The 22665-nt window shown below is 38.1% G+C and carries 18 protein-coding genes and 1 other annotated feature; of the genes, 2 read left to right on the forward strand and 16 right to left on the reverse strand.

The features are described 5' to 3' along the window. The 8 genes from carB to lspA form a co-directional block, all read right to left on the reverse strand. Entirely contained in the window at positions 1–3198 is a 3198-nt protein-coding gene (carB, locus tag ACQKIM_RS06335; protein WP_427540712.1) for a carbamoyl-phosphate synthase large subunit, read from the reverse strand. Continuing rightward, entirely contained in the window at positions 3191–4291 is a 1101-nt protein-coding gene (locus tag ACQKIM_RS06340) for a carbamoyl phosphate synthase small subunit (RefSeq protein ID WP_427540715.1), read from the reverse strand. Before ACQKIM_RS06340 ends, carB begins: the two co-directional genes overlap by 8 nt. Next, on the reverse strand, positions 4291–5568 hold the full coding sequence (locus ACQKIM_RS06345) for a dihydroorotase (protein ID WP_427540718.1): 1278 nt from the start codon (positions 5566–5568) through the stop codon (positions 4291–4293). The genes ACQKIM_RS06340 and ACQKIM_RS06345 overlap by 1 nt, the downstream gene beginning before the upstream one ends. 1 nt (position 5569) lies before the next feature. Next, positions 5570–6448, reverse strand: a complete 879-nt coding sequence (locus ACQKIM_RS06350) for an aspartate carbamoyltransferase catalytic subunit (protein ID WP_427540721.1) — start codon at positions 6446–6448, stop codon at positions 5570–5572. Between the two features lie 242 nt (positions 6449–6690). Beyond that, positions 6691–7980, reverse strand: coding sequence for a uracil-xanthine permease family protein (locus tag ACQKIM_RS06355; protein ID WP_427540724.1), 1290 nt, complete (start codon positions 7978–7980; stop codon positions 6691–6693). A gap of 20 nt (positions 7981–8000) precedes the next feature. Continuing rightward, positions 8001–8543, reverse strand: coding sequence for a bifunctional pyr operon transcriptional regulator/uracil phosphoribosyltransferase PyrR (pyrR, locus tag ACQKIM_RS06360; RefSeq protein WP_427540727.1), 543 nt, complete (start codon positions 8541–8543; stop codon positions 8001–8003). 239 nt (positions 8544–8782) lie between these two features. Beyond that, entirely contained in the window at positions 8783–9694 is a 912-nt protein-coding gene (locus ACQKIM_RS06365; RefSeq protein ID WP_427540730.1) for an RluA family pseudouridine synthase, read from the reverse strand. Next, complete coding sequence (lspA, locus tag ACQKIM_RS06370) at positions 9691–10170, reverse strand: signal peptidase II (RefSeq protein WP_427540733.1); 480 nt, start codon at positions 10168–10170, stop codon at positions 9691–9693. The genes ACQKIM_RS06365 and lspA overlap by 4 nt, the downstream gene beginning before the upstream one ends. 314 nt (positions 10171–10484) lie before the next feature. Between lspA and ACQKIM_RS06375 the strand changes: the two genes are divergently transcribed. Continuing rightward, on the forward strand, positions 10485–10745 hold the full coding sequence (locus ACQKIM_RS06375; protein ID WP_427540735.1) for a hypothetical protein: 261 nt from the start codon (positions 10485–10487) through the stop codon (positions 10743–10745). Positions 10746–11199: 454 nt separating this feature from the next. On the opposite strand, the gene ACQKIM_RS06380 is transcribed toward ACQKIM_RS06375, so the two are convergent. The 4 genes from ACQKIM_RS06380 to ACQKIM_RS06395 all read right to left on the reverse strand — a co-directional run bounded on the left by ACQKIM_RS06380 (position 11200) and on the right by ACQKIM_RS06395 (position 15897). Then, entirely contained in the window at positions 11200–12189 is a 990-nt protein-coding gene (locus ACQKIM_RS06380) for a methyl-accepting chemotaxis protein (RefSeq protein ID WP_427540738.1), read from the reverse strand. An 18-nt stretch (positions 12190–12207) separates the two neighbouring features. Then, on the reverse strand, positions 12208–13338 hold the full coding sequence (locus ACQKIM_RS06385; RefSeq protein ID WP_427540741.1) for an FIST signal transduction protein: 1131 nt from the start codon (positions 13336–13338) through the stop codon (positions 12208–12210). 635 nt (positions 13339–13973) lie between these two features. Continuing rightward, positions 13974–15542 carry a cation acetate symporter gene (locus ACQKIM_RS06390; RefSeq protein ID WP_427540744.1) on the reverse strand — a complete coding sequence of 523 codons (1569 nt, stop codon included), beginning with the start codon at positions 15540–15542 and terminating at the stop codon, positions 13974–13976. Positions 15543–15561: 19 nt separating this feature from the next. Then, positions 15562–15897 carry a hypothetical protein gene (locus tag ACQKIM_RS06395; protein ID WP_427540747.1) on the reverse strand — a complete coding sequence of 112 codons (336 nt, stop codon included), beginning with the start codon at positions 15895–15897 and terminating at the stop codon, positions 15562–15564. Positions 15898–16128: 231 nt separating this feature from the next. On the opposite strand from ACQKIM_RS06395, the gene ACQKIM_RS06400 reads away from it, so the two are divergent. Continuing rightward, positions 16129–17307, forward strand: coding sequence for an AraC family transcriptional regulator (locus ACQKIM_RS06400; protein ID WP_427540750.1), 1179 nt, complete (start codon positions 16129–16131; stop codon positions 17305–17307). A gap of 228 nt (positions 17308–17535) precedes the next feature. Here the strand turns inward: ACQKIM_RS06400 and ileS are convergent, their stop codons facing one another. The 4 genes from ileS to ACQKIM_RS06420 form a co-directional block, all read right to left on the reverse strand. Continuing rightward, positions 17536–20304 carry an isoleucine--tRNA ligase gene (ileS, locus tag ACQKIM_RS06405; protein ID WP_427540753.1) on the reverse strand — a complete coding sequence of 923 codons (2769 nt, stop codon included), beginning with the start codon at positions 20302–20304 and terminating at the stop codon, positions 17536–17538. A 185-nt stretch (positions 20305–20489) separates the two neighbouring features. Further along, positions 20490–20710 (reverse strand) — a binding site (T-box leader). Between the two features lie 100 nt (positions 20711–20810). Continuing rightward, positions 20811–21335 carry a DivIVA domain-containing protein gene (locus ACQKIM_RS06410; protein ID WP_427540756.1) on the reverse strand — a complete coding sequence of 175 codons (525 nt, stop codon included), beginning with the start codon at positions 21333–21335 and terminating at the stop codon, positions 20811–20813. 94 nt (positions 21336–21429) lie between these two features. Beyond that, complete coding sequence (locus ACQKIM_RS06415; RefSeq protein ID WP_427540759.1) at positions 21430–22218, reverse strand: RNA-binding protein; 789 nt, start codon at positions 22216–22218, stop codon at positions 21430–21432. Positions 22219–22365: 147 nt separating this feature from the next. Further along, positions 22366–22647 (reverse strand): YggT family protein, encoded by a 282-nt coding sequence (locus tag ACQKIM_RS06420; protein WP_427540762.1) that lies wholly within the window; start codon positions 22645–22647, stop codon positions 22366–22368. Positions 22648–22665: the final 18 nt, after the last annotated feature.

The raw sequence follows: 22665 nt of genomic DNA on the forward strand, positions 1-22665 counted from the left end.
TTAGTGTACTACCTCCGCTTTTGGCATTTGTTCTGCTGTAAATGTCATTGATTCAATAACACGTAGCATTGCTTCTGCTGTATCTAATGATGTTAAACATGGGACACCGTTTTCAACTGATTCACGACGGATTCGGAAACCATCACGAGCTGGTTGCTTGCCTTTCGTAAGTGTATTCACTACAAGCTGTGCTTCACCGTTTTGAATTAGATCGATTAATGTTTGGCCTTTTGCACCGATTTTTCCTACGATATCTGTGCGGACACCTGCTGCTTCAAATGCTTTAGCAGTACCTTCTGTAGCCACAATACGATAGCCTACTGTTGAGAAACGTTTTGCAAGGGCAATCGCTTCCTCTTTATCTTTATCAGATACAGTAAATAATACTGTACCTTCTGTGCGAATTTCCATTCCTGCTGCAACTAAGCCTTTGTAAAGGGCTTTTTCTAATGTTGCATCTTTCCCCATTACTTCACCTGTTGATTTCATTTCAGGTCCTAATGTAATGTCGACACGACGTAATTTAGCAAAGGAGAATACTGGCACTTTTACAAATACACCTTTTTGCTCAGTTGCTAAGCCTGTTGGATAGCCTTGTTCAATAATTGACTTACCTAGGATTGCTTTTGTTGCAATATTAGCCATAGGGATATTAGTAATTTTACTTAAGAATGGTACTGTACGAGAAGAACGTGGGTTCACCTCTATCACAAATACTTCTCCTTGTGAAATAACATACTGAATGTTCATTAAGCCTATGATGCCAAGACCTTTTGCAAGTCGAGTTGTATAGTCCACTAATGTATCCTTTTGTGCCTGTGTTAATTTTTGTGGTGGGTATACTGAGATAGAGTCACCAGAGTGAACACCTGCACGCTCAATATGCTCCATAATACCTGGGATTAATACATTTTCACCGTCACAAATTGCATCAACTTCAATTTCTTGACCTGTTAAATAACGGTCAACTAATACTGGATGGTCTGGAGATGCTTCAACAGCATTTTCCATATAGTGTTGTAGCTCTTCTTCGTTGTAGACGATTTCCATTGCACGTCCACCTAATACATATGAAGGGCGAACTAACACTGGGAAGCCAAGTCGTCCACCAATAGCAAGTGCTTCCTCAGTTGAGATGGCTGTTTCACCTTGTGGCTGTGGAATATCTATTTCATGTAATGCTTGCTCGAATTTATCTCTATTTTCTGCACGGTCAATATCTTCAAGTGATGTACCTAAGATTTTCACACCATTTGCCGCTAATTTATCCGCAAGATTAATGGCTGTTTGTCCACCAAACTGCACAACTACGCCAATTGGTTGTTCTAAGTCAATAATGTGCATCACGTCTTCGATTGTTAATGGCTCGAAGTATAATTTATCTGAAATCGAGAAGTCCGTGGATACAGTTTCTGGATTAGAGTTAATAATAATTGCCTCATAGCCTGCTTCCTGAATTGCCCATACTGAGTGTACTGTCGCATAGTCAAATTCTACCCCTTGACCAATACGGATTGGACCTGACCCAAGGACAACAACAGATGGCTTGTCTGATTTAATAGATTCGTTTTCTTCCTCATATGTGCCATAGAAGTAAGGTGTTTCAGATTCAAACTCCGCTGCACATGTATCAACCATTTTATAAACTGGGATAATGCCATATTCTTTACGATATGCATATACTTCCTCAGGTGTTGTTTCCCAAAGCTCTGCAATTTTCTTATCTGCAAAGCCTAGACGTTTTGCTGTACGTAATACGTCCTTATCATTTTTATTGTCAGCGAGTGTTTGCTCCATATCTACAATATTTTTGAATTTATTTAAGAAGAATAAGTCAATTTCAGACCACTCATGAATTTGCTCAATCGTCACGCCACGACGTAATGCTTCACCGATGAAGAATAGACGTTCGTCTCCCGCTTTGCGGATACGTTTTTCAATCCAAGAATCGGAGTTTTCCTCGGCATGCTTTAACTCTAAGTGCACTTGACCTGTTTCAAGTGAACGAACCGCTTTAAGCATCGCTTCTTCAAATGTACGACCTAGTGCCATAACTTCACCAGTTGCTTTCATTTGTGTACCAAGATTACGTTTTGCTGATTCGAATTTATCGAATGGCCAGCGTGGAATTTTTGCCACGATATAATCTAGTGCTGGCTCGAAGCAAGCATACGTAGAACCTGTTACAGGGTTTTTAATTTCATCTAATGTTAAGCCAACTGCAATTTTCGCTGCTAGTTTGGCAATTGGGTAGCCAGTTGCTTTTGATGCTAACGCTGATGAACGTGATACACGAGGGTTAACCTCGATTACATAGTAATTAAAGCTATATGGATCAAGAGCTAATTGAACATTACAGCCACCTTCAATTTTTAGTGCACGGATAATATCTAGGGAAATATTACGTAGCATTTGATTTTCACGATCTGACAGCGTTTGTGTCGGTGCTACTACGATAGAATCCCCTGTATGAATACCTACTGGGTCAACGTTTTCCATGTTACATACTACAATGGCATTGTCAGCCGCATCACGCATTACTTCATATTCAATCTCTTTATAGCCAGCAATTGATTTTTCTAGTAAACATTGTGTAACTGGAGAGTATTTAAGCCCAGATGTCACGATTTCTTCTAAATCTTGATCATTGTAGCAAATACCACCACCTGTCCCACCTAGCGTAAACGCAGGGCGAACGATAACTGGATAACCAATCCTTACAACAAAGTTTTTCGCTTCATCTAAGTTATGGATAATATCTGATTCAGGCACTGGAGCACCTAGCTCATACATTAAATTACGGAATAAATCACGATCTTCTGCTTTATGGATTGCTTCTAATTTTGTCCCAAGAATCTCAATACTAAGCTCATCTAAAATTCCTGATTTATCTAATTCAATCGCCATATTTAAGCCAGTTTGTCCACCAAGTGTTGGCAGGATAGCATCTGGACGCTCTTTGCGCAAAATACGTGAAACAAACTCAAGTGTGATCGGCTCAATATAAACCTTGTCGGCAATTTCTGTATCTGTCATGATTGTTGCAGGGTTTGAGTTGATTAAAATAACGCGATAGCCTTCCTCTTTTAAAGATAGACAAGCTTGTGTTCCCGCATAGTCAAATTCTGCTGCTTGTCCGATAACGATTGGACCTGATCCGATTACTAAAATAGTTTCAATATCTGTACGTTTAGGCATGTTGTTTCCCCTTCCCTGCTTCTACTTCCATCATTTCGATAAACTCATCAAATAAGTGGTTTGAATCTTCTGGACCTGGTGATGCTTCTGGATGATACTGTACTGTGAAAATTGGATACTTCTTGTGGCGTACACCTTCACAAGTACTATCATTTAATGCGATATGTGTTAATTCTAAATCTGTCTCTTTTAATGATTCAATGTCGATTGCGTAACCGTGGTTTTGAGATGTTATATCTGTACGACCTGTGCGTAAATCTTTTACTGGATGGTTTCCTCCACGGTGTCCAAAAGGTAATTTAAAGCTTCGAGCACCACAAGCAAGTGAGAAGATTTGATGACCTAAGCAAATACCGAACATTGGCACTCTACCAATTAAATTGCGAACTGTTTCAATACCTTCCTGCACATCTTCCGGATTACCTGGACCGTTTGATAGCATAATCCCATCTGGATGCCATGCTAAAATTTCCTCTGCTGATGTGTTATAAGGTACAACTAACACATCACAATCACGTTTGTTTAATTCACGAAGAATACCATGCTTCATACCAAAATCAATTAATACAACACGTTTACCACGTCCTGGTGACGGATAAGCTGCCTTTGGAGATACTTCTCGAACATGGTGTGTAATCGCTGGTGTTGCTTGTAATTTTACTACGATTTCATCTACATTCACTTCCTCATCAGCAGCTGTTAAAATAGCCTTCACTGAACCTTTACTACGAATAATACGTGTTAATTTTCGTGTATCAATACCCTCGATGCCTGGGATATCCTTTGATGTTAAATAATCATCTACTGTTAAATCACAGCGGAAATTTGAAGGTGTTTTGGCTAATTCACGAACAACAAACCCACGAATAGCAGGTGTAATTGATTCAAAATCATCACGGTTGATACCGTAATTACCAATTAAAGGATATGTTAATGTTACGATTTGTCCGTAGAATGAAGGATCTGAAATGGTTTCCTGATAACCTGTCATACCTGTTGTGAAAACTACCTCACCTTGTGAAGCTCTCTCACTACCGAACGCTGTACCTGTAAATACTGTGCCATCTTCTAAAATAAGTAAACGTTTTTTCATTACTCTGCCTCCTGGTATACGATATTGCCTTCAAAAATTGTTAGGACTGGCCAACCCTTTGCAGCCCAGCCATTGAATGGTGTGTTACGTCCTTTTGATACAAAGCCTTCTGCATCAATTGTTTGCTCTTTATTTAAATCAATTAAAATCATATCTGCCGAAGAACCAACTTCTAATGTGCCATATGGCAAATCAAAAATTTGAGCTGCCTTTACAGTCATCCAGTCAATCAACTGTTTTAACGTCCATTTCCCTGTTTCTACAAATTGTGTATATAGCAGAGGAAATGCTGTTTCAAAGCCTACAATGCCAAACGGTGCACCTACCATGCCGCAGCATTTTTCTTCCACTGTATGTGGCGCATGATCTGTTGCGATACAATCGATTGTGCCATCAAGCAGTGCTGCATGAAGTGAATCTTTATCATCTGCACCACGTAATGGTGGATTCATCTTCCAGTTTGCGTCATCTGATGGAATATCCATTTCTTCAAGTAATAAATGATGTGGGCAAACTTCAGCAGTTACACGTATACCTGCTGCTTTAGCATCTCGTACAGCACGGACAGATTCCTTAGTTGATACGTGGCAGACATGATAACGTGCACCAGCTGCTTCTGCTAGTAAAACATCTCGCGCAATTTGTACAGATTCACATATGGACGGAATGCCTGGAAGACCAAGCTCTATATTTCGTTTCCCTTCATGCATAACACCATCATAAATTAATGAATTATCTTCACAGTGTGCCACCACAACCATATCGTGCTGAGCAGCATCCTTCATCTGTTCATACATTGTTGAAGCAAGCTGAATACCTACACCATCATCAGAGAATGCAACTGCTCCATGTGCTTTTAATTCCTCAATATTTGTGCGAACCTCACCAGAGATATCCTTTGTGAGCGAGCCATATGGAAGTACTCGAATAACGGCACTTTCCTTAATCAGCCCATTAATTAATTGCATATTTTCTACTGAATCTGGTACTGGTTTTGTGTTAGGCATCGCACAAATTGTCGTAAAGCCGCCCTTTGCTGCCGATGATGAGCCTGTTGCTATTGTTTCCTTATGCTCAAAGCCTGGCTCGCGTAAATGCGTGTGGACATCGACAAAGCCTGGTGCAACAACAAAACCATTTCCTTCAATTATTTCAGCATCTTCAATAGTTACATCTTGTCCGATTGCTGTGATTTTCCCTTCAGCCATGGCGATATTAACAGTATGCAGTTCACCTTGTTCATTTAACATTTGTACATTTTGAAGTATCTTTGTCATGTTATTCTCTCCCCTTTAAAATCGTTTCCACTATAGCCATCCTTGTATAGACACCATTTCGGACTTGCTCAAAAATTCGAGAGCGTTCACACTCTACTAGCTCAGAAGCAATTTCTACATCACGGTTAACAGGTGCTGGATGCATGATAATCGCTGTATCCTTCATTTGTTTCTCTCGTTCAATTGTTAAACCATATTCTTGATGATAGCTTTCCTTCGAGAAGCTTTTATTTACTTTATGACGCTCATGCTGTACACGAAGTAGCATAATGACATCACTTATTTCGATTAAATCATCCCATGAATGATGAGCCTTGAAATCACCTGCCCACTCTTCTGGACAAAGGAAATGCACATTTGCCCCTAGGCGTTGTAACGCTGTTGCATTTGATTTTGCTACACGACTATGGGATATATCTCCAGCGATTGTAACATTTAACCCTTCAAATGAACCAAACTCTTTTTTAATTGTGTAAAGGTCAAGTAATGATTGGGATGGATGCTGCCCTGCTCCATCTCCTGCGTTAATGATGGCTACATTAATACCTTCCAGAAGCTCATTGTAGTATTCATCTTCAGCTGCACGAATGACCACTGCATCCAATCCAATCATTTCTAATGTTTTTACCGTATCGTACATTGTTTCCCCTTTTGTAACACTCGAAAAACCAGCATCAAATGGGATAACTGTACAGGCAATTTTGCGCTCAGCCATTTCAAAGCTTGTTTTTGTTCGGGTACTTGGTTCAAAAAATAAGTTTGCAATGTTGTATGTGCGAGATAACGATGATGCTTCACCCTTTTCAAAAGCTTGTGCACGATCTAGGATGTGGTTAATTTCTTCAGTTGCTAAATGTTCCATCGATAATAAGTTCTTCATCATGTGACCTCCATTAGGTTGTGTATCATGAACGCCTATGTATGACGTTCTCTAAATCAATTTCGCCTTGGCTCATTCATCATCACCTTGAAGGTGGGATGAATGAAGATAAAAAAGCCCCGCTGATGTCATCAACGAGGCATAAGGAGGCGTGACAAACTACAGCAGGCATCTACTCCTGCTTTGGCATGTCCACAACTTCCCTTTTTTTGCCTCTCTGGACAATTCATTAAAAGGTACTACTATGAATTTGTTTCTTGATTGTATGGTATTGGTTTTTCTGCTTCTTTTTTACCAGGTAGGATTGCGTTTAATACAACACCGATAATGGCTGCTAATGCCATACCCTCTATACTTAGAGATTCTGAAATCACAAACTTCGCTCCACCAATACCGATGACTAGAATAACAGAGGCAATCACTAAATTTCGACTATTGCCAAAGTCAATATGATTATCAACTAGCATACGTAATCCACTTGCTGCAATAATACCGAAGAGCAGGATAGATACGCCTCCAAGTACTGCTGTTGGAATCGTCGCAATTACTGCCATTGCTTGCCCGAAAAATGAAAGTAAAATGGCAACAACTGCTGCACCTGCAATGACATACACACTGTAAACACGAGTGATAGCAAGAACACCGATATTTTCACCATAAGTTGTTTTCGGTGGACCACCAATTAATGCACTGATGAATGTACCAAGTCCATCGCCTAACAGTGAACGGTGCAAGCCTGGTTCTTTAATGTAATCTCGATTTACAACTTTACCTAAAACCAACTGGTGACCAATATGTTCTGAAATGGTTACGATAACGATTGGTACCATTGTTAGAAGTAGCGTTGTTGTAATTTCGAAATCATAATGAACACCTGGTATTAAAAAATCAGGACTTGCAAAGAAAGTTGCTTGGGCAATTGGTGAATAATCAACAATGCCGATAATCATTGAATAAACATATCCTACAATTAAGCCAATTAAGATCGGCATTGTACTTAATATACCTTTAAAGAAAATCGTGAAAATAATCGCTGTAAATAATGTTACTAAAGCAGCTGAGAAATGTAAGAAGCTGTACTCTCCATCTACATTCATCGCCATATTAACAGCAGTGCCAGATAATCCTAGACCAATAACCATTATTACTGGACCTACCACAATCGGTGGTAATATTTTCATAATCCATTTATAGCCGCTTTTCCAAATGATAAGGGACACTATACCATATGTAATCCCGACTGCCATTGCGCCTATCATTGCACTACCAACACCGCCTGCTTTTGTGGCAATAATAATCGGTGCAATGAAGGCAAAGGATGATCCTAAATAGGCAGGCACCTGGAATTTCGTTATTAATAAGAAGAACAGTGTAGCAATCCCACTTGTTAGAAGGGCAATTGCTGGGCTAAGTCCAACCAACTGAGGCACTAGAATAGTTGAACCAAACATAGCAAACATATGTTGGAAACTTAAGGTCACTAGTTGAAGCCCTGTTGGTTTGTCCTTAATATCTAATACTGCATTTGACATGATGTTTCCTCACTTTGTAGTTAGTCTTCTTTATAAAGAATGACGTAATCTTCTCCGTCTACTTCTTGTAAATTCACGATAATGCGCTCTGATCCAGATGTTGGAACATTTTTACCAACATAATCGGCTCTAATCGGTAGCTCTCTATGACCTCTATCAACAAGGACAGCAAGTTGAATTTGAGCAGGTCGCCCTAAATCCATGACAGCGTCTAGTGCCGCGCGTACTGTACGCCCTGTATATAACACATCATCCACAAGTATAATCTTTTGATTGACAACAAGATAATCAATATCAACTTGTTCAACATGTGCCTGTTCGTTATCATGCTTTGTTGATAAATCATCTCGATATAAGGTGATATCCAGCTCCCCTGTACGAATCGGTTTACCTTCAATTTTTTCAATTCTCTCTGCAAGTCGTTTTGCAAGAAAAGCACCTCGCGTTTTAATGCCAACTAGTATACATTCATCAATCCCTTTATTACGCTCAATAATTTCATGGGCGATGCGTGTTACTGCTCTTGCCATAGATGGGCCATCTAATAGCTCATTTTGTGCCATGAAGTCTCCTCCTCTCTGCTAACTTTTATTGGTCATGTGTCCATAAAAAAACCTCTCGAGGCGAATAGCCTGAGAGGGTTGAATACGTGTTTAAAAGGCATGTTGAATAATTTGCAGCACAAATTATTAGCAACACGATCACATATACCTTCTCAGCCTCTCTGGACTGCCATTAAAGGTGAATATTTTATTTAGTAGTTCATTCACTTTCGTTAGTATAGACCTTCTTTTACTAAACGTCAATGCCTATTTCTTAAATCATTTAATAATTGTTCATAATCAGCAGGAAGTGGTGCTTCAAACTCTAAATATTCACCTGATGTAGGATGATTGAAGCCTAAAATACCTGCATGTAAAACTTGTCCACCAAAGTCTATTGTCTTTTTGGGACCATATTTTGGATCACCTACAAGTGGATAGCCAATATAATTCATATGCACACGAATTTGATGAGTTCGTCCTGTTTCTAAACGACATTCAAGTAATGTGTAATCACCAAAACGATCTACGACTTGGAAGTGTGTGACAGCATGCTTACCTTTATCCACTACCGCTTGCTTTTGACGATCCTTTTGGTCACGTCCAATCGGTGCATCTATTGTTCCTTTATCATGCGCAATATGCCCGTGAACAAGCGCAGTATACTTACGTGTTACCGTTTTATTGACTAGCTGATTGACTAATGATTCATGAGCTGCATCATTTTTAGCAACCATTAATAGTCCTGATGTATCCTTATCAATGCGGTGGACAATGCCTGGACGCAAAATACCGTTAATGCCTGATAAATCCTTACAATGATACATTAAACCATTGACGAGTGTTCCCGTCATATGCCCGGGTGCTGGATGTACAACCATTCCCTTAGGCTTATTCACCACAAGGACATCTGCATCTTCATAAACAATGTCAAGATCTAAGTTTTCAGCAACAACATCTAATGGTTCTGCTTCGGGAACATCTATTTCAACCAAATCTCCCGCTTTTACCTTATACTTCGCCTTAACCGCATCGCCATTTACTTTGACAATGCCTTCTGCAATCCAATTTCCAATTTGTGTGCGCGACCATTCCGTTTGCACACTTGAAAGTGCCTTATCAATGCGCTCTCCCTGCTGCTGTTCTTCCATTGTATATGCTACTTGCGTCATTGTTTCACCTGTTTCTTTTCTTTTTTATCTTCTGCAATTAAGCCAATCATTAAAATAACAACTGCAATTGTTAATGCTGCATCCGCAATATTAAAGATTGGGAAATCATAATTAATGACCGGAATTAATACATCTACAAAATCGACCACTTCGCCTCTAAATAATCGGTCAATAAAATTACCAATAGCTCCACCCAATAAAAACATTAAGCCTACTTGAAAGACTGGCTTTCCCTTTGCTTCTTTATGATAAAAATAGATAATCGCACAAATAACGCCTATTGTAACAATGCTAAATAACCACATTTGTCCTTCTAGCATTCCCCATGCTGCACCTCTATTTCGATGAGATAGCATCCCAAGCCATGGGTCCCATACTGCAATCCGTTCACCAAATTCCATATTTTTGACAATCAGCCATTTAGTCCATTGATCTAAAAGGATTACAAATGCGGCCAATCCATAGTACTTATACACAAACATTCCTCCGTTCGCTCAACATCTAACCTATTCTACCATAACAGCCCATCTCAGAATAACTAATATAGCATGAAATTATAGCGGATTCACTTGCACAGCATTTTTTTGAAATGTTCTAATGATGTTCACTAAAAGGAGAAAACTCTATGCAAAAAATAGTATGTTCGGAAGTATATCCTAACATACTATTTTCATGTTGTTGAAATACTATTATGTCAATGACATCAAGGTGACAAATTAAAAAGTATAGCCCCTTTCCAAAACGAGGGGTTGATCTCCGTTCCGACTGAGTGCTTTCCTGGGGGCGTCCGATGAGCCGCTTCACTCGCGTAGCTCGCTCCAGGGTCTCATCTGTGACGCTGAATCCCCGAGGAGTCACTCAGTCTACACTCCAATCAACCTTTGCTCATCGTATTTTCTATTGGCATTTCACACAAATATATAGTGATAAATTTGAAGTCTTAGCCATCATTTATATTGTGCAAAAATGGAGCTTTGATAACATTTTTCTATGCGAAAACAGAGGAGTACTTTATGTAAAGTTACAAAGTAGTTTTACGCATAAAATGTAGGTTAACAGCTATAGAATTGTACCAATATTCTATCCATTTAATGATGGTGAGTAACATGCTTTTACTTTACTTTTGAGGGAAGAAAATATTTAAAGTTCTACACTATTGCTGATTGGAGTGCAAGGCTACTCGACCTCCGTGGGATAGCGAGACAGACGAGACCCTGAGGCCAGCACGATGTTGGTCACGAAGGCGTTGTTGCTGTCGCTACGCTTTCGCACAGATAAATTGTCACAGGACGTGACGCACTTAGTCTTCGTTCCTCTAGCGCAGGAAGCCTTGCTCTGCGCGAAAGCGAAGCGTCAGCGGCAAAGCGTAGTAGCCTGGAACGGAAATCACCTTCATTTGACTTAGTAGTGTTCACAAAGAGTCCCTTGACCATTTAGTTTTTCAACACTATGAAAATAGTATGTTAGGAAGTATATCCTAACATACTATTTTCGGAAAGATTGTTTTACAGTCGATTATGATGAACTGCCTCAATCAAATAATTCAATTGTGAAACATAGGAGGTAATATTGTGAGCATTATAAAACTTATCCTGTGAAAAAGAATAAAGCTGATTAATACCTTTAATAGATGTTTCAGTGTCGTCCATAATATCAATAAGCTGTTGCTGGAATTGCTTTACTTCTAACAGTGTCTGATTTGTAGCCTGCTGAATTATTTGCATATTTGAAAACAACTCTTGTTCTGACTGCTTAATTCTTTCAAAAAAACTTTTAGTTGTCGTAGCCATATCCTGTGTCTCAATGACTACTTTAGATTCCTGAAGCATTGTTGTCGTGATTCCATCGATTCGATTCACTATATCCGAAATTTTCGTACGAATTTGTACCAATGCCTCTTTACTTTGCTCCGCCAATTTTCGTACTTCATCAGCAACAACTGCGAAACCCTTCCCATGCTCACCCGCACGAGCAGCTTCTATGGATGCATTTAACGCTAAAAGATTCGTCTGATCAGCTATATCACTAATTATTTTTGTAAAAGCTGTAATATGACCAGTCTCAACTTGCACCTCTTTCATGGATTGTTCAAAACGATTAAACACATCCATAACTTTGTTCATTTGCATCAATAATAAATGTATATTTTCATTACCTTCTGCGACTAGAGAAATATTTTCTTTTCCTTTTCCCTCTACAGCATTTGTAATTTCATAAAAGCTTTCTGTCTCATTTACTATATTGACAGCACTCTCATTTGCCTTAGAAACTGTTTGCTGCTGGGTGTTAAGTACTTTTTTGATATTCTCTATCTGTTCAATCATCATACTATCTTCTTTAGCATTATTCTCATTCGCAGTGGTTAACAGTCCAATCAAATCGAACATCCCTTTTAAAACCATATTTTTTTCTTCAGGTGTTAAGCCATTAATTTCTTGTATCAGCACTGCTTTATTTTGTTCATCCCTAGACTGTCTGAAAAATTGTTTTAGCATGTTTTTTTCTCCTATCTATCATTTACCAAATCCTAACAATACTAAGGTCTGATTAATTAATGATTTATTTAACTGTTCACCATAGCTGCAAAATCCAGCTAAACTAGGCAATTCTCTTAATTGGGCATTCAGCGCTGGAAATAATTGCTGATCTTGAAACTGCAATTTTCGTAAAATACAATTACATGCTAATACACCTTCAAGTGAATTAAAATGAGCCGTAAAATCTGCTAAAGTTGATTGTAATGTTGCGATTGGATCTTTAGGCTCCAATAATTCAACAACAGTATCCTGAAACACTTGGCAATAAAAAACAATAGCCCCATTCTGTTCTATTTTAAATGGAGAAGCAATAAGTAACTCCTCATTAAATCGTCGCCCTAAAGGATTTTTCATAAAATACTTTGATAATTGTTGAACATTTATCTCTAAAGCTTTGGCATACGCATTTGCTGCTGGTTCATGATTGATTTCATAGACAATTCGTTTTTCAGGATTTGATTTCGTAATTTTTAATTCAATTCCTGTACTCTTAAATATATTTTCTTTTTGAATATAAAACTGCAGATTAGGTTTTATAAATATAACGATGCCTCCCTTTGAAGTTTGACACCCGTTCAAGCTGACAAGGGTTTCTTCAAATTTTGCATCATCTCCTGCAGTTCCTCCAAAAATCGGGAAGCCATCATAACGAAAAATAGAATTTACGATTGATAACATTTTCTCCTCGCCAGCAACTAAACCTGTTGGGAAGACTAATGCAAGACCCTCTTTAGCAATTTGTGGACTATCTAGTTGTAAGCCTAGCGTTTTTGCGCTGTGTTTTAAATGATCGCGTGCAAATATTGGATACTTCTCAATATTTTCCACTAATACAGCCTTTACCTGTCCAAAATCCTTGCCATAGCTTTGTGCACTTAGACTATATTCAGAAAATCCCTTTGGACCAATTTCGCCAGTTGTTGTTATTCCTACTACTTCACTGTTTGGATATTTGTTATGAAAATAAGAAGTTAATTGATCAAAAGGATGAACTGTACTCGCAAAAAACAACACGAGTGATGGCTCTTTATGTAATTGTGAACTGACTTCTTGAAAAGCCTGCACGGTTTCTCTAGTTGTCGATAGGGTAGCTTGTATAACTGACATATAAATCGACGTCTCCTTCTAACATTAATTGTAAGTATTATAGCATGTGTTGGACGATCTATAAGCAAAAGAATAGCCTTATTTATTATAATTTAGGGTTCATTTCCAAACAATTGAGTAACATTCTTTGAGATACTCGATGTGTCGCCTCATTAACAAAATCAACTTTTCAATAAGACATATGTTTTAGATAAGATAAAAAAAGCTATACCCATCACTTTATAAAGCAAATGGATATAGCTTATATCAATTATACCTCGGCATATTTGCGTCCGGAATCGGCTTTGTGCTTAGGGCTGCGTGATGCAGGTCAGTTAGCCGTTATCGCATGAATGCGATGATTTTAGGCTAACATCCTTTATTAACTCCTTTCCGATTCCGTGACATCCGCCAGGGGCTTTGGGTCAACACGATATTGGTCACTCAGGCGATTTCACAGGATGTGAAGATCTTAGCCTGAGTTCCTCTATTTCAGCTGGTGATTGGACACCCGCTGAAAAGTAGCTTAAATTCGCATTCCTCTCATCACCTATAGAGGTAGGAGACTTCTGTATCTGCCGCTGTCGCTACGCTTACGCGCATAAAACATGCCGCTATGCTTTCGATACAAAAAACATTTGCTGAAAGAAGTTAAATTAGACAGTTTCAGATTCTTTTGAATGCACACGCTTCATAAAATCATTTACATCCGCAGGTACTTTTCGATCTAATAAAGAGACTATGATTACTGAAAGGAAGCCAGCTGGTACTGTCACAATTCCAGGTATTTTAAATTGTAGGAAGCTCGGTAATGTCCCTGGTAAAAAAATCATCCACATGGAAACACCAAGTCCAATTAGTAAACCTGCAATCGCTCCTTTTTCTGTCATCCCTCTCCACCAAATACCTAAAATAAATATTGGTGTAAATGTACTCGCTGCAACGGTAAAGGCTAGAGCTACTAAATGACCAATGGATGCATCCTTTACAAGCAAGCCCAATGCGCCATAAATAATCCCTAAAAAAACAATGGAAACCTTCGCTGCGATTACTCGTTGTTTTTGCGTAATATCTTTTTTCATAACAGTCGCATATAAATCATGTGCCAATGCTCCTGAACTTGTAATGAATAGCCCCGATAAGTTAGAGAATATGGCAGCAAATGCCCCCGCTATAACAAGTCCAAGAAGCCACTTCCCACCTAATGCAAGTGCTGTCGTAGGAATAACCATATTATTTCCACCAAGCACTAAATCACGCATTACCTCTCCACTTGCTGTACCAGAGATAAAAATAGCTCGACCTACGACACCTAAAAATACAGCTAATAAGAAAAACGTACTGGCAATTCCAATCGCCATTAATGCCGATTTACGAGCTGCCTTTGCACTTGGATTTGTATAAAATCTTAGTAAAATATGCGGCAGACCAATTGTTCCTAATGCTAATCCAATTGTCATACTAATGGTTTGCCAAAATGTTGGGAAATAGAAGCCTGTCCCAGTCCAAGCTGCCCCATCAAAATTAATATCTTTTCCATCTAGGGCATATGGTGAAGTTCCCGTAATTGGACCACTAAATGAATTAATCGCAGCTAAAATCTTATCGTAGTGTAATCCACTATACATTGCAGCAATCAACATGACTAAAAATGCACCAAGACGAATCCAAAGCTCTAGAGCCTGATTGATGGTTGTTCCTTTCATGCCACCTATACCAACATAGAAAATCATCACTACACATGTAAAGATAATGCCAAATTCGTATGAAGTACCAAAGAACATGCTTAAAATTTGTGCAGCACCTAGTAACTGTGGAGCGGCATAGAAACCAGAAATCGCTAAAACAACCGCTACTGCAACTAGTCGAGCTCGCTTACTATGAAAACGATAGGCTAAAAAATCGGCAACAGTAAATGCACCAAATCGTCTTAATGGACCAGCCACAAAAATAGCTAATAGTGTTAAACCTATAGAGAAGCAAAATGCATAGTATGCACCATCATACCCCAATTGGAAGGTTAGTCCGGCTATCCCAAGAAATGTTGCCGCACTTAAATAATCCCCACCAATTGCTGAACCATTTGTAAACCATCCGAAGCTACGCCCCCCAACGAAGAAATCGGATGCGGTTGTATTTTTTTTCGTTAAATACGTAATATATACAATTGTTCCCATTAAAGCAATGGTCATTATCATTTTCGGTTCCAATAGAGCTTTCATCATTCAGTATTTCCCCCCAAACCTACTTATTAGCTACTTCATATTTCTTTAGGCGTTTTTCGTACAATGTTGTATGGACATAGGCAATAATAAAAGCCATAGCCATCATAATGACAGTTGTAACAAACCATGTTACCGTCATTCCGCCCCAAATTTTCTTAAATGCGAATTCCGGAGCAAACCAGTTCATAATCGGAATACTAAAAATTAAAATGAAATAAAATACCGTTAAGCCAAAACCTGTAGTAAGCTCATCTTTCATAATTTTGTTAGTAGTTGCATCTAGTGGTGGAAGATCCTTAATATCGATTGTTCCAGCTTCCACGTACTCGTAATCATTACTTCCTACTTCCGCCATATTTCAACTCCCCCTTTTTTTCTATACGCAAATAATTATCTGAAATTTCAAATTATTATTCACTACAATTATTCTATTCTATTTTGTTTATAATATAGTTACAAAATATTGCTGTATTAGTACAAAAAAACGCTATTTTAAGTTAAAATACTTTTATCGTTATAATAGAAGGGAGTTGTTACCATTTTAAATATTGTTTGGTACATGGAAAGTTACTTAGAAAAACAACAGATGAGCAACTGGCTAGAAGAATTTCTACCGAATACCTTTATTAATTGTAATCAGCCTAATACAGAGGATGTTGCAATCTTTATCTATGATATTAACCACTTATTTGATTGGGTAAAGGTAAATCGTTTAAAAAGAAATTATCCTAATAGTTTAATTGTCCCTATTGTTGCAGAACACCTTACCTACTCAACTGGTATAGCGATTGAATTAAATTTATCTGCATTACTTATAAAACCTTTACAGAAATCAAAATTCATCAGAATTGTAAAAAAACTTTATACATCTTATAAAGAAAAACAAGCAAGCACACTTACAATGCTTGAGTTATCACAGCAAATTTCACAAGACCACACCTCACCTTTCAGAGAAGCCTTTTTAAAACGGCTTATTCGTGGAGAAATTGAAAATGAGCAGGAAATTATTCAATCTGCCTCCTTTTTATCAAAAGATTGTATCCCAAATATTGTTTTTTTAATTCAAGGCTATATCGATATACATGAAAATCGATGTATTCCTCAGGATGCAAATAGCGTTATTACCAATATGTTTCGCCAGGGCTTTGCAGATAAAGCCTCTCTTTCCTTTTTAAATTTTGAACGTTATTTACTGCTGCTGATGCGTATACCTAATGAAATTACTTCGTTTAAGCATTGGACAGAAGGAGCGGACTCTCTGTATGAGGTAATTGAGATCTTAAAAAAGGAGTATTGTATTCATCTATTTATGGGGATAGGAAGCGTCTTTCATGATCCTATGCAAGTGAAGGAATCCTACAGCCAAGCTCGAAAGGCAAGGAGAAAACCACCTGTTGACAATATACATGCAAGATTTTATGAAGACTTAACAGAACAGGAACAGCTTCAAAGGGCCATTCTTTATATAGAGGAGCATTATGATGAGCAAATTACAATCAGTGATGTTGCCAAATATATAAATTTCAGCGCCACACATTTTAGCAGATTATTCAAAAAGGAAACTGGTCGCAATTTTGTAGATTATGTAGCCTTTACCCGTATCATTAAAACATTGCCTTTTTTAAGAAAATACGACTATACTATTGAGAAAATCTCCTCCATCTGTGGCTTTAACACACCAAATTATTTCAGCCTGACATTTAAAAAATATGTAGGCATTTCTCCAACAGACTACCGCAACACAAAAGAAATTTTATTTAAATAAAAAGTGCATTCACGCCCATCTTCATGTTTCATCAACCAACATAACTAGTAGTATAAAAAGTCCACCACGATTGGTGCTTTCTATGCGTGAGACAGGCCACACCCAGTAAAGGGCGAGAATGCAATTCACTAAATAATTATACATAGGCTTTATTACATGATAGTCTCATCAAAAAACGCAAGCCCCCAATTTTGGAGACTTGCGTTTTCATCACAATTAATATTATTTCTAAACGTAATATTTTTCTACAACTTCTGCACAGCGCGCACAAACTGTTGGATGTGCTTCATTTGCACCAACTGATTCAGAAATTGACCAACAGCGCTCACATTTTTCTCCTGTTGCTTTCTCAACAACAATAGATGCGTGCTCAAGCACTAACGCATCCGCTGGTGCCTTATCAATAGATGCTACTTCAAAGGCTGAAACAATAGAAAGTTGAGCAAAATCAATGCTTGCATCATTTAATAATGCAGCAACATCCTCTTTAGCGTACACAGTTACTTTTGCTTCAAGAGATTTACCGATTGTTTTTGCATTACGGGCTTCTTCTAAAGCTTTTAGAATATCATCACGAACATCAATAATTTTCACCCATTTTGCACGCAGTTCCTCGAAGTTCCCTTGTACATCAACTTCTGGGAAATCAGTTAATTGTACAGAACCCTCTTCTACTACACCTTGAGCATGTAAGTAAGACCACATTTCATCTGTTGTATGAGGAATAATAGGTGTCATTACTTTTACTAACGTCATTAATGTATCATAAATCACCGTTTGCATTGCACGACGATCTTTGTTGTCAGTGCCCTCAATGTATACAACATCTTTTGCAATATCTAGGTAGAATGAGGATAACTCTACAGCAACAAAGTTATTAACAGCATGGTATACAGCTGCAAAATCATAGCGATCATAGGCAGTACGTACAGTTTTTAAGACATCTTGCAGACGCATATAAACGTATTGATCCATTTCACGAAGATCTGCATAGGCTACACGATCTTTAGTTGGATCGAAATCAGCTACATTACCATGTAAGAAACGGAATGTGTTTCGGATTTTACGATAAACTTCAGATACTTGTTTTAGCATATCCATTGAGATACGTACGTCGCTTGTATAATCAACAGAGGCAACCCATAATCGAAGAATATCAGCTCCGTATTGATCCATAACCTTTTGCGGAATAATGACATTTCCTAATGATTTACTCATTTTGCGTCCTTCTCCATCCAGTACGAAACCGTGTGTTAATAGTCCCTTATATGGAGCATAGCCATTAATGGCAACAGACGTAATTAAAGATGAGTTGAACCAGCCACGGTGTTGGTCAGAACCCTCTAAATATAAATCTGCTGGATATTTCATACCACGTTCTACTAGCACGCCTTGATGTGACGACCCTGAATCAAACCAAACATCCATAATGTCATTCTCTTTTGTAAATTCACCATTCGGGCTACCAGCGTGTGTAAAGCCTTCAGGTAATAGTTCTTTAGCTGTTTTTTGGAACCAGATATTTGAGCCATGCTCACGGAACAACGCAGAAACATGCGCAATTGTTTCTGGTGTAATGATTGGCTCACCATTCTCAGCATAGAAAATTGGAATCGGCACACCCCATGCACGCTGACGTGAAATTACCCAGTCACCACGGTCACGAATCATATTGTAAAGGCGCGTTTCACCCCAAGCAGGTGTAAATGCTGTTGCTTTTACAGCCTCTAGTAACTCACCACGGAATGCTTCAACAGACGCAAACCATTGTGGTGTTGCACGATAAATAACTGGTTTTTTTGTACGCCAGTCATGTGGGTATGAGTGCGTAAAGAAATTAAGCTTTTCTAGTGCGCCTACTTCTTGTAATTTTTCGGTAATTAATTTATTTGCATCGTTATAGAACACACCTTCAAAACCAGGTGCCTCCTCTGTGTAGCAGCCACTATTGTCAACAGGGCTTAAAATTGGCAGACCGTATTGCTTACTAATATAATAGTCATCTTCCCCGTGACCAGGTGCTGTATGAACACAGCCAGTACCTGCCTCAGCCGTTACATGCTCACCAACCATCACAAGAGATTCTCGGTCATAGAATGGATGCTGCGCAACAACTCGATCCAGTGCTTCACCTTTAACTTCTTGAACAACTTCATAGGATTCCCAATCAAGTTCTTTAGCAACTGTTTCTAATAATTCTTTAGCAATGATGAATTTTTTATCTGCAACTGCTGCAACTACATAAATAAATTCAGGGTTTACAGAAATCCCTAAGTTCGCTGGAATTGTCCAAGGCGTTGTTGTCCAAATGATAATTTTAGCATCGGCTGGTACTACACCTTTAGCATCTTTAATAGCAAAGCTTACATAAATAGAAGGTGATTTAATATCCTGATATTCAATTTCCGCTTCTGCAAGTGCAGATTCAGAAGAAGGAGACCAGTAAACTGGCTTTAAGCCTTTATAAATATAGCCTTTTTCCGCCATCTTCCCGAACACTTCAATTTGGCGAGCTTCAAATTCTGGTTTTAAAGTAATATATGGATTTTCCCAATCACCACGAATGCCTAAACGACGGAATTGAACTCGTTGATTGTCGATTTGTTCGTACGCATACTTTTCGCATAGTTTTCGGAAGTCCGCAACAGACATCTCTTTACGCTTTACACCTTTGTTTGTTAAAGCCTGCTCAATTGGTAAACCATGAGTATCCCAGCCTGGAATATAGTTTACATGAAAACCATTCATAGAGCGATGGCGTGTAATCATATCTTTTAACACTTTATTTAGTGCATGACCGATATGAATATCACCGTTTGCATAGGGAGGACCATCGTGTAGTACGTACTCAGGACGTCCTTCAGTACGCGCCATCTGTAATTTGTTAATGTCCATTTCATTCCATTTTTCTTGCATTTTTGGTTCATTTGCCGGTAAGTTTCCTCGCATCGGGAAATCTGTTTTAGGCATTAATAAAGTATCCTTATATTCAACCATACTTCTATTCCTCCTTTAATTTTACACACAAAGAACAAAGCTAATGCTTAAGGCATTCATATACATATGACAGCACTTGGCGAATTCAACACGTTTAAGTATTTCTTTCATCGCTTACGATTTAACGAAAGAAAAGTAGCTGTTCGTTGGAAATTAAGCAAATAAAAAAAGCCTCTCTATCCCCACTAAGGGACGAGAAGCTTATACTCGCGGTACCACCCTACTTGTAGCACAAATTTGTACTACCTCTTTAAGCACGTTAACGTTGTGCATCACGAAATAACCTACTTCCATTCAGTTATTTAGCTCTGAAGTGATGTTCATTGTTATTTGCTTGTTTGGGCTCACACTATCCCCAAATCGCTTTGCTACGCCTAACAAATACTGTCTTCGTCTCTGCCAGTATGCATATCTGTTTAAAATAATTACTATTTCATTAGTATATGAAAATCAAACAATCACGTCAAGTTTCACTTATTGCGCTCATACGTCACGCAAAATAAATGCTAAATTTGATCTGATTCCTGTGCTTCTCCCACAGATGCTTGAATTTCTGTTAAATCTATATCATATTGCAACAAATGGTCCCAGTCATCTGCATTTAATAGATCAAGCTGAGCCTCTACAAGCATTTTAAATCGATTACGAAATACCTTGGATTGCTTTTTAAGCTCATCAATTTCAATTGTTACTTTACGAGCCTTTGTTAAAGCTTCATTGAGGATACGATCAGCATTTTTCTCTGCTTCTTTCACAATAAGCTTTGCCTCTTTTTGTGAATTTCTTCGCACCTCATCGGCAGCCTCCTGTGCTACAACAATTGATTTTTGTAACGTCTCCTCTAAAGTGTTAAAATGCCTAGCTTGTTCTAAGGCCATCTCTAACTGTTTTTCAACGTCCTTTTTTTCACGTAATAAAATTTCGTAGTCTTTAATAATTTGATCTAAAAATTCATTTACTTCATCCTCAGCATAGCCCCTGAAGGATTTTGTAAACTCCTTATTATGTATATCAATAGGTGATAATGGCATACGATCCTTCTCTCCTTTACATGTACATTCGTATTTCTATTATACAATTGTTCCGACAACTTAGCAGTAAAAATTAATGAAATTCACTTGATTTTCAACCTTTTTGGGTCAAACAACCGACTTGTAAACGGATTTTATCTTTTTTTGTACGGCCTTCTGTCATTAGAATTTTTACTCGACCACTACCCCGTATAGATAAAATATCCCCCTCTTGTAATTCAAAAGCAACTGTATCTCGCTCTGTCCAATTGACACGCACTTTATTACCTGTTATTAAAGCCTGTGCCTTTTGACGAGAAACCTTTAAAATTGTTGCGATAATAACATCTAACCGCATTGAAGTAACCGTGTGAGACTCTTCTAGCCATTCTTCCTCATTTTGCAGAAGCGACTCTGCCTCTTTCATGGATTCTACATGAACCTTCACCTTGCCAATACCTGTTAAATGCAAGCGGACATACTCCGCTATCTCATTTGCTACAACAAACTGGACATGGTGTTCATCAACGCGGATATCACCAAACTTACCTCGATTCAACCCCAATGATAATAATGCGCCAAGTACATCTGGATGACGCAATTGTACAAATTTTATAGGATATTGAATGGTAAATACTGTAAACTGAAAATCTTCCTCCACTGGCTCATAATAAGTGGGATAAATGAGCATTCTTTGTCTTTCTGCCTCATTAAAAAGTCCAGCACTAGCCGTTTGCAATGTGTCGTATTGTCCAATAATGGATGTTACGATAAAGCGCTGACGAGGATCTAAAAAATCAGTGAGCTTTGGTGCGTAGCGGTCCTCCACTTCTCGCTGCCAATTCACCACTTGTTCAATAAAAGGCTGTTCTTCTTTTCTAAAATGTTGTATTAAATGCTCCATTTAACTACACCTCTATTATCTCTCTTTTACTAGTACAATTTCATTGGTATTTTCATGTTTTGTAACCAAAATTTAGTTATGTTAGCTACTTATCGTTTATTAGTATTCCCTAAAATAAAAAATCCCCACCATTTGTGAGGATTTCTTTTACATAAACATAAAGTATATTTTTTGAATGACAATAATAACTCCTCTTTGAACAAAATTAAGGACAAAAATTGCCACGATAGGAGAAATATCAATCATGCCAATTGGCGGAATAAATCGTCTAAAGATACCAAGATACGGTTCACATACATTTGCCAGCATGCGTCCAATAGATGAATTTTGAGCAGCAGGTACCCAAGACATTAAAATGTATGCAATTAACATCAGTGAGTAAATATCAAATGCTAATGATACAAACCTTAAAACATAATAAAAAGTCATATAAACTACAATCCTCGC

The organism is Lysinibacillus sp. NPDC047702 (genome assembly GCF_050272555.1).
In the GTDB taxonomy this organism is placed as follows: Bacteria; Bacillota; Bacilli; order Bacillales_A; family Planococcaceae; genus Lysinibacillus.

Excerpts from the sequence above, each read along its gene's own strand:
- carB (WP_427540712.1), bottom strand. The coding sequence starts at position 3,198 with ATGCCTAAACGTACAGATATTGAAACTATTTTAGTAATCGGATCAGGT.
- ACQKIM_RS06340 (WP_427540715.1), bottom strand. The coding sequence starts at position 4,291 with ATGAAAAAACGTTTACTTATTTTAGAAGATGGCACAGTATTTACAGGT.
- ACQKIM_RS06345 (WP_427540718.1), bottom strand. The coding sequence starts at position 5,568 with ATGACAAAGATACTTCAAAATGTACAAATGTTAAATGAACAAGGTGAA.
- ACQKIM_RS06350 (WP_427540721.1), bottom strand. The coding sequence starts at position 6,448 with ATGAAGAACTTATTATCGATGGAACATTTAGCAACTGAAGAAATTAAC.
- ACQKIM_RS06355 (WP_427540724.1), bottom strand. The coding sequence starts at position 7,980 with ATGTCAAATGCAGTATTAGATATTAAGGACAAACCAACAGGGCTTCAA.
- pyrR (WP_427540727.1), bottom strand. The coding sequence starts at position 8,543 with ATGGCACAAAATGAGCTATTAGATGGCCCATCTATGGCAAGAGCAGTA.
- ACQKIM_RS06365 (WP_427540730.1), bottom strand. The coding sequence starts at position 9,694 with ATGACGCAAGTAGCATATACAATGGAAGAACAGCAGCAGGGAGAGCGC.
- ACQKIM_RS06375 (WP_427540735.1), top strand. The coding sequence starts at position 10,485 with ATGAGCCGCTTCACTCGCGTAGCTCGCTCCAGGGTCTCATCTGTGACG.
- ACQKIM_RS06380 (WP_427540738.1), bottom strand. The coding sequence starts at position 12,189 with ATGCTAAAACAATTTTTCAGACAGTCTAGGGATGAACAAAATAAAGCA.
- ACQKIM_RS06385 (WP_427540741.1), bottom strand. The coding sequence starts at position 13,338 with ATGTCAGTTATACAAGCTACCCTATCGACAACTAGAGAAACCGTGCAG.
- ACQKIM_RS06390 (WP_427540744.1), bottom strand. The coding sequence starts at position 15,542 with ATGATGAAAGCTCTATTGGAACCGAAAATGATAATGACCATTGCTTTA.
- ACQKIM_RS06395 (WP_427540747.1), bottom strand. The coding sequence starts at position 15,897 with ATGGCGGAAGTAGGAAGTAATGATTACGAGTACGTGGAAGCTGGAACA.
- ACQKIM_RS06400 (WP_427540750.1), top strand. The coding sequence starts at position 16,129 with ATGAGCAACTGGCTAGAAGAATTTCTACCGAATACCTTTATTAATTGT.
- ileS (WP_427540753.1), bottom strand. The coding sequence starts at position 20,304 with ATGGTTGAATATAAGGATACTTTATTAATGCCTAAAACAGATTTCCCG.
- ACQKIM_RS06410 (WP_427540756.1), bottom strand. The coding sequence starts at position 21,335 with ATGCCATTATCACCTATTGATATACATAATAAGGAGTTTACAAAATCC.
- ACQKIM_RS06415 (WP_427540759.1), bottom strand. The coding sequence starts at position 22,218 with ATGGAGCATTTAATACAACATTTTAGAAAAGAAGAACAGCCTTTTATT.
- ACQKIM_RS06420 (WP_427540762.1), bottom strand. The coding sequence starts at position 22,647 with ATGACTTTTTATTATGTTTTAAGGTTTGTATCATTAGCATTTGATATT.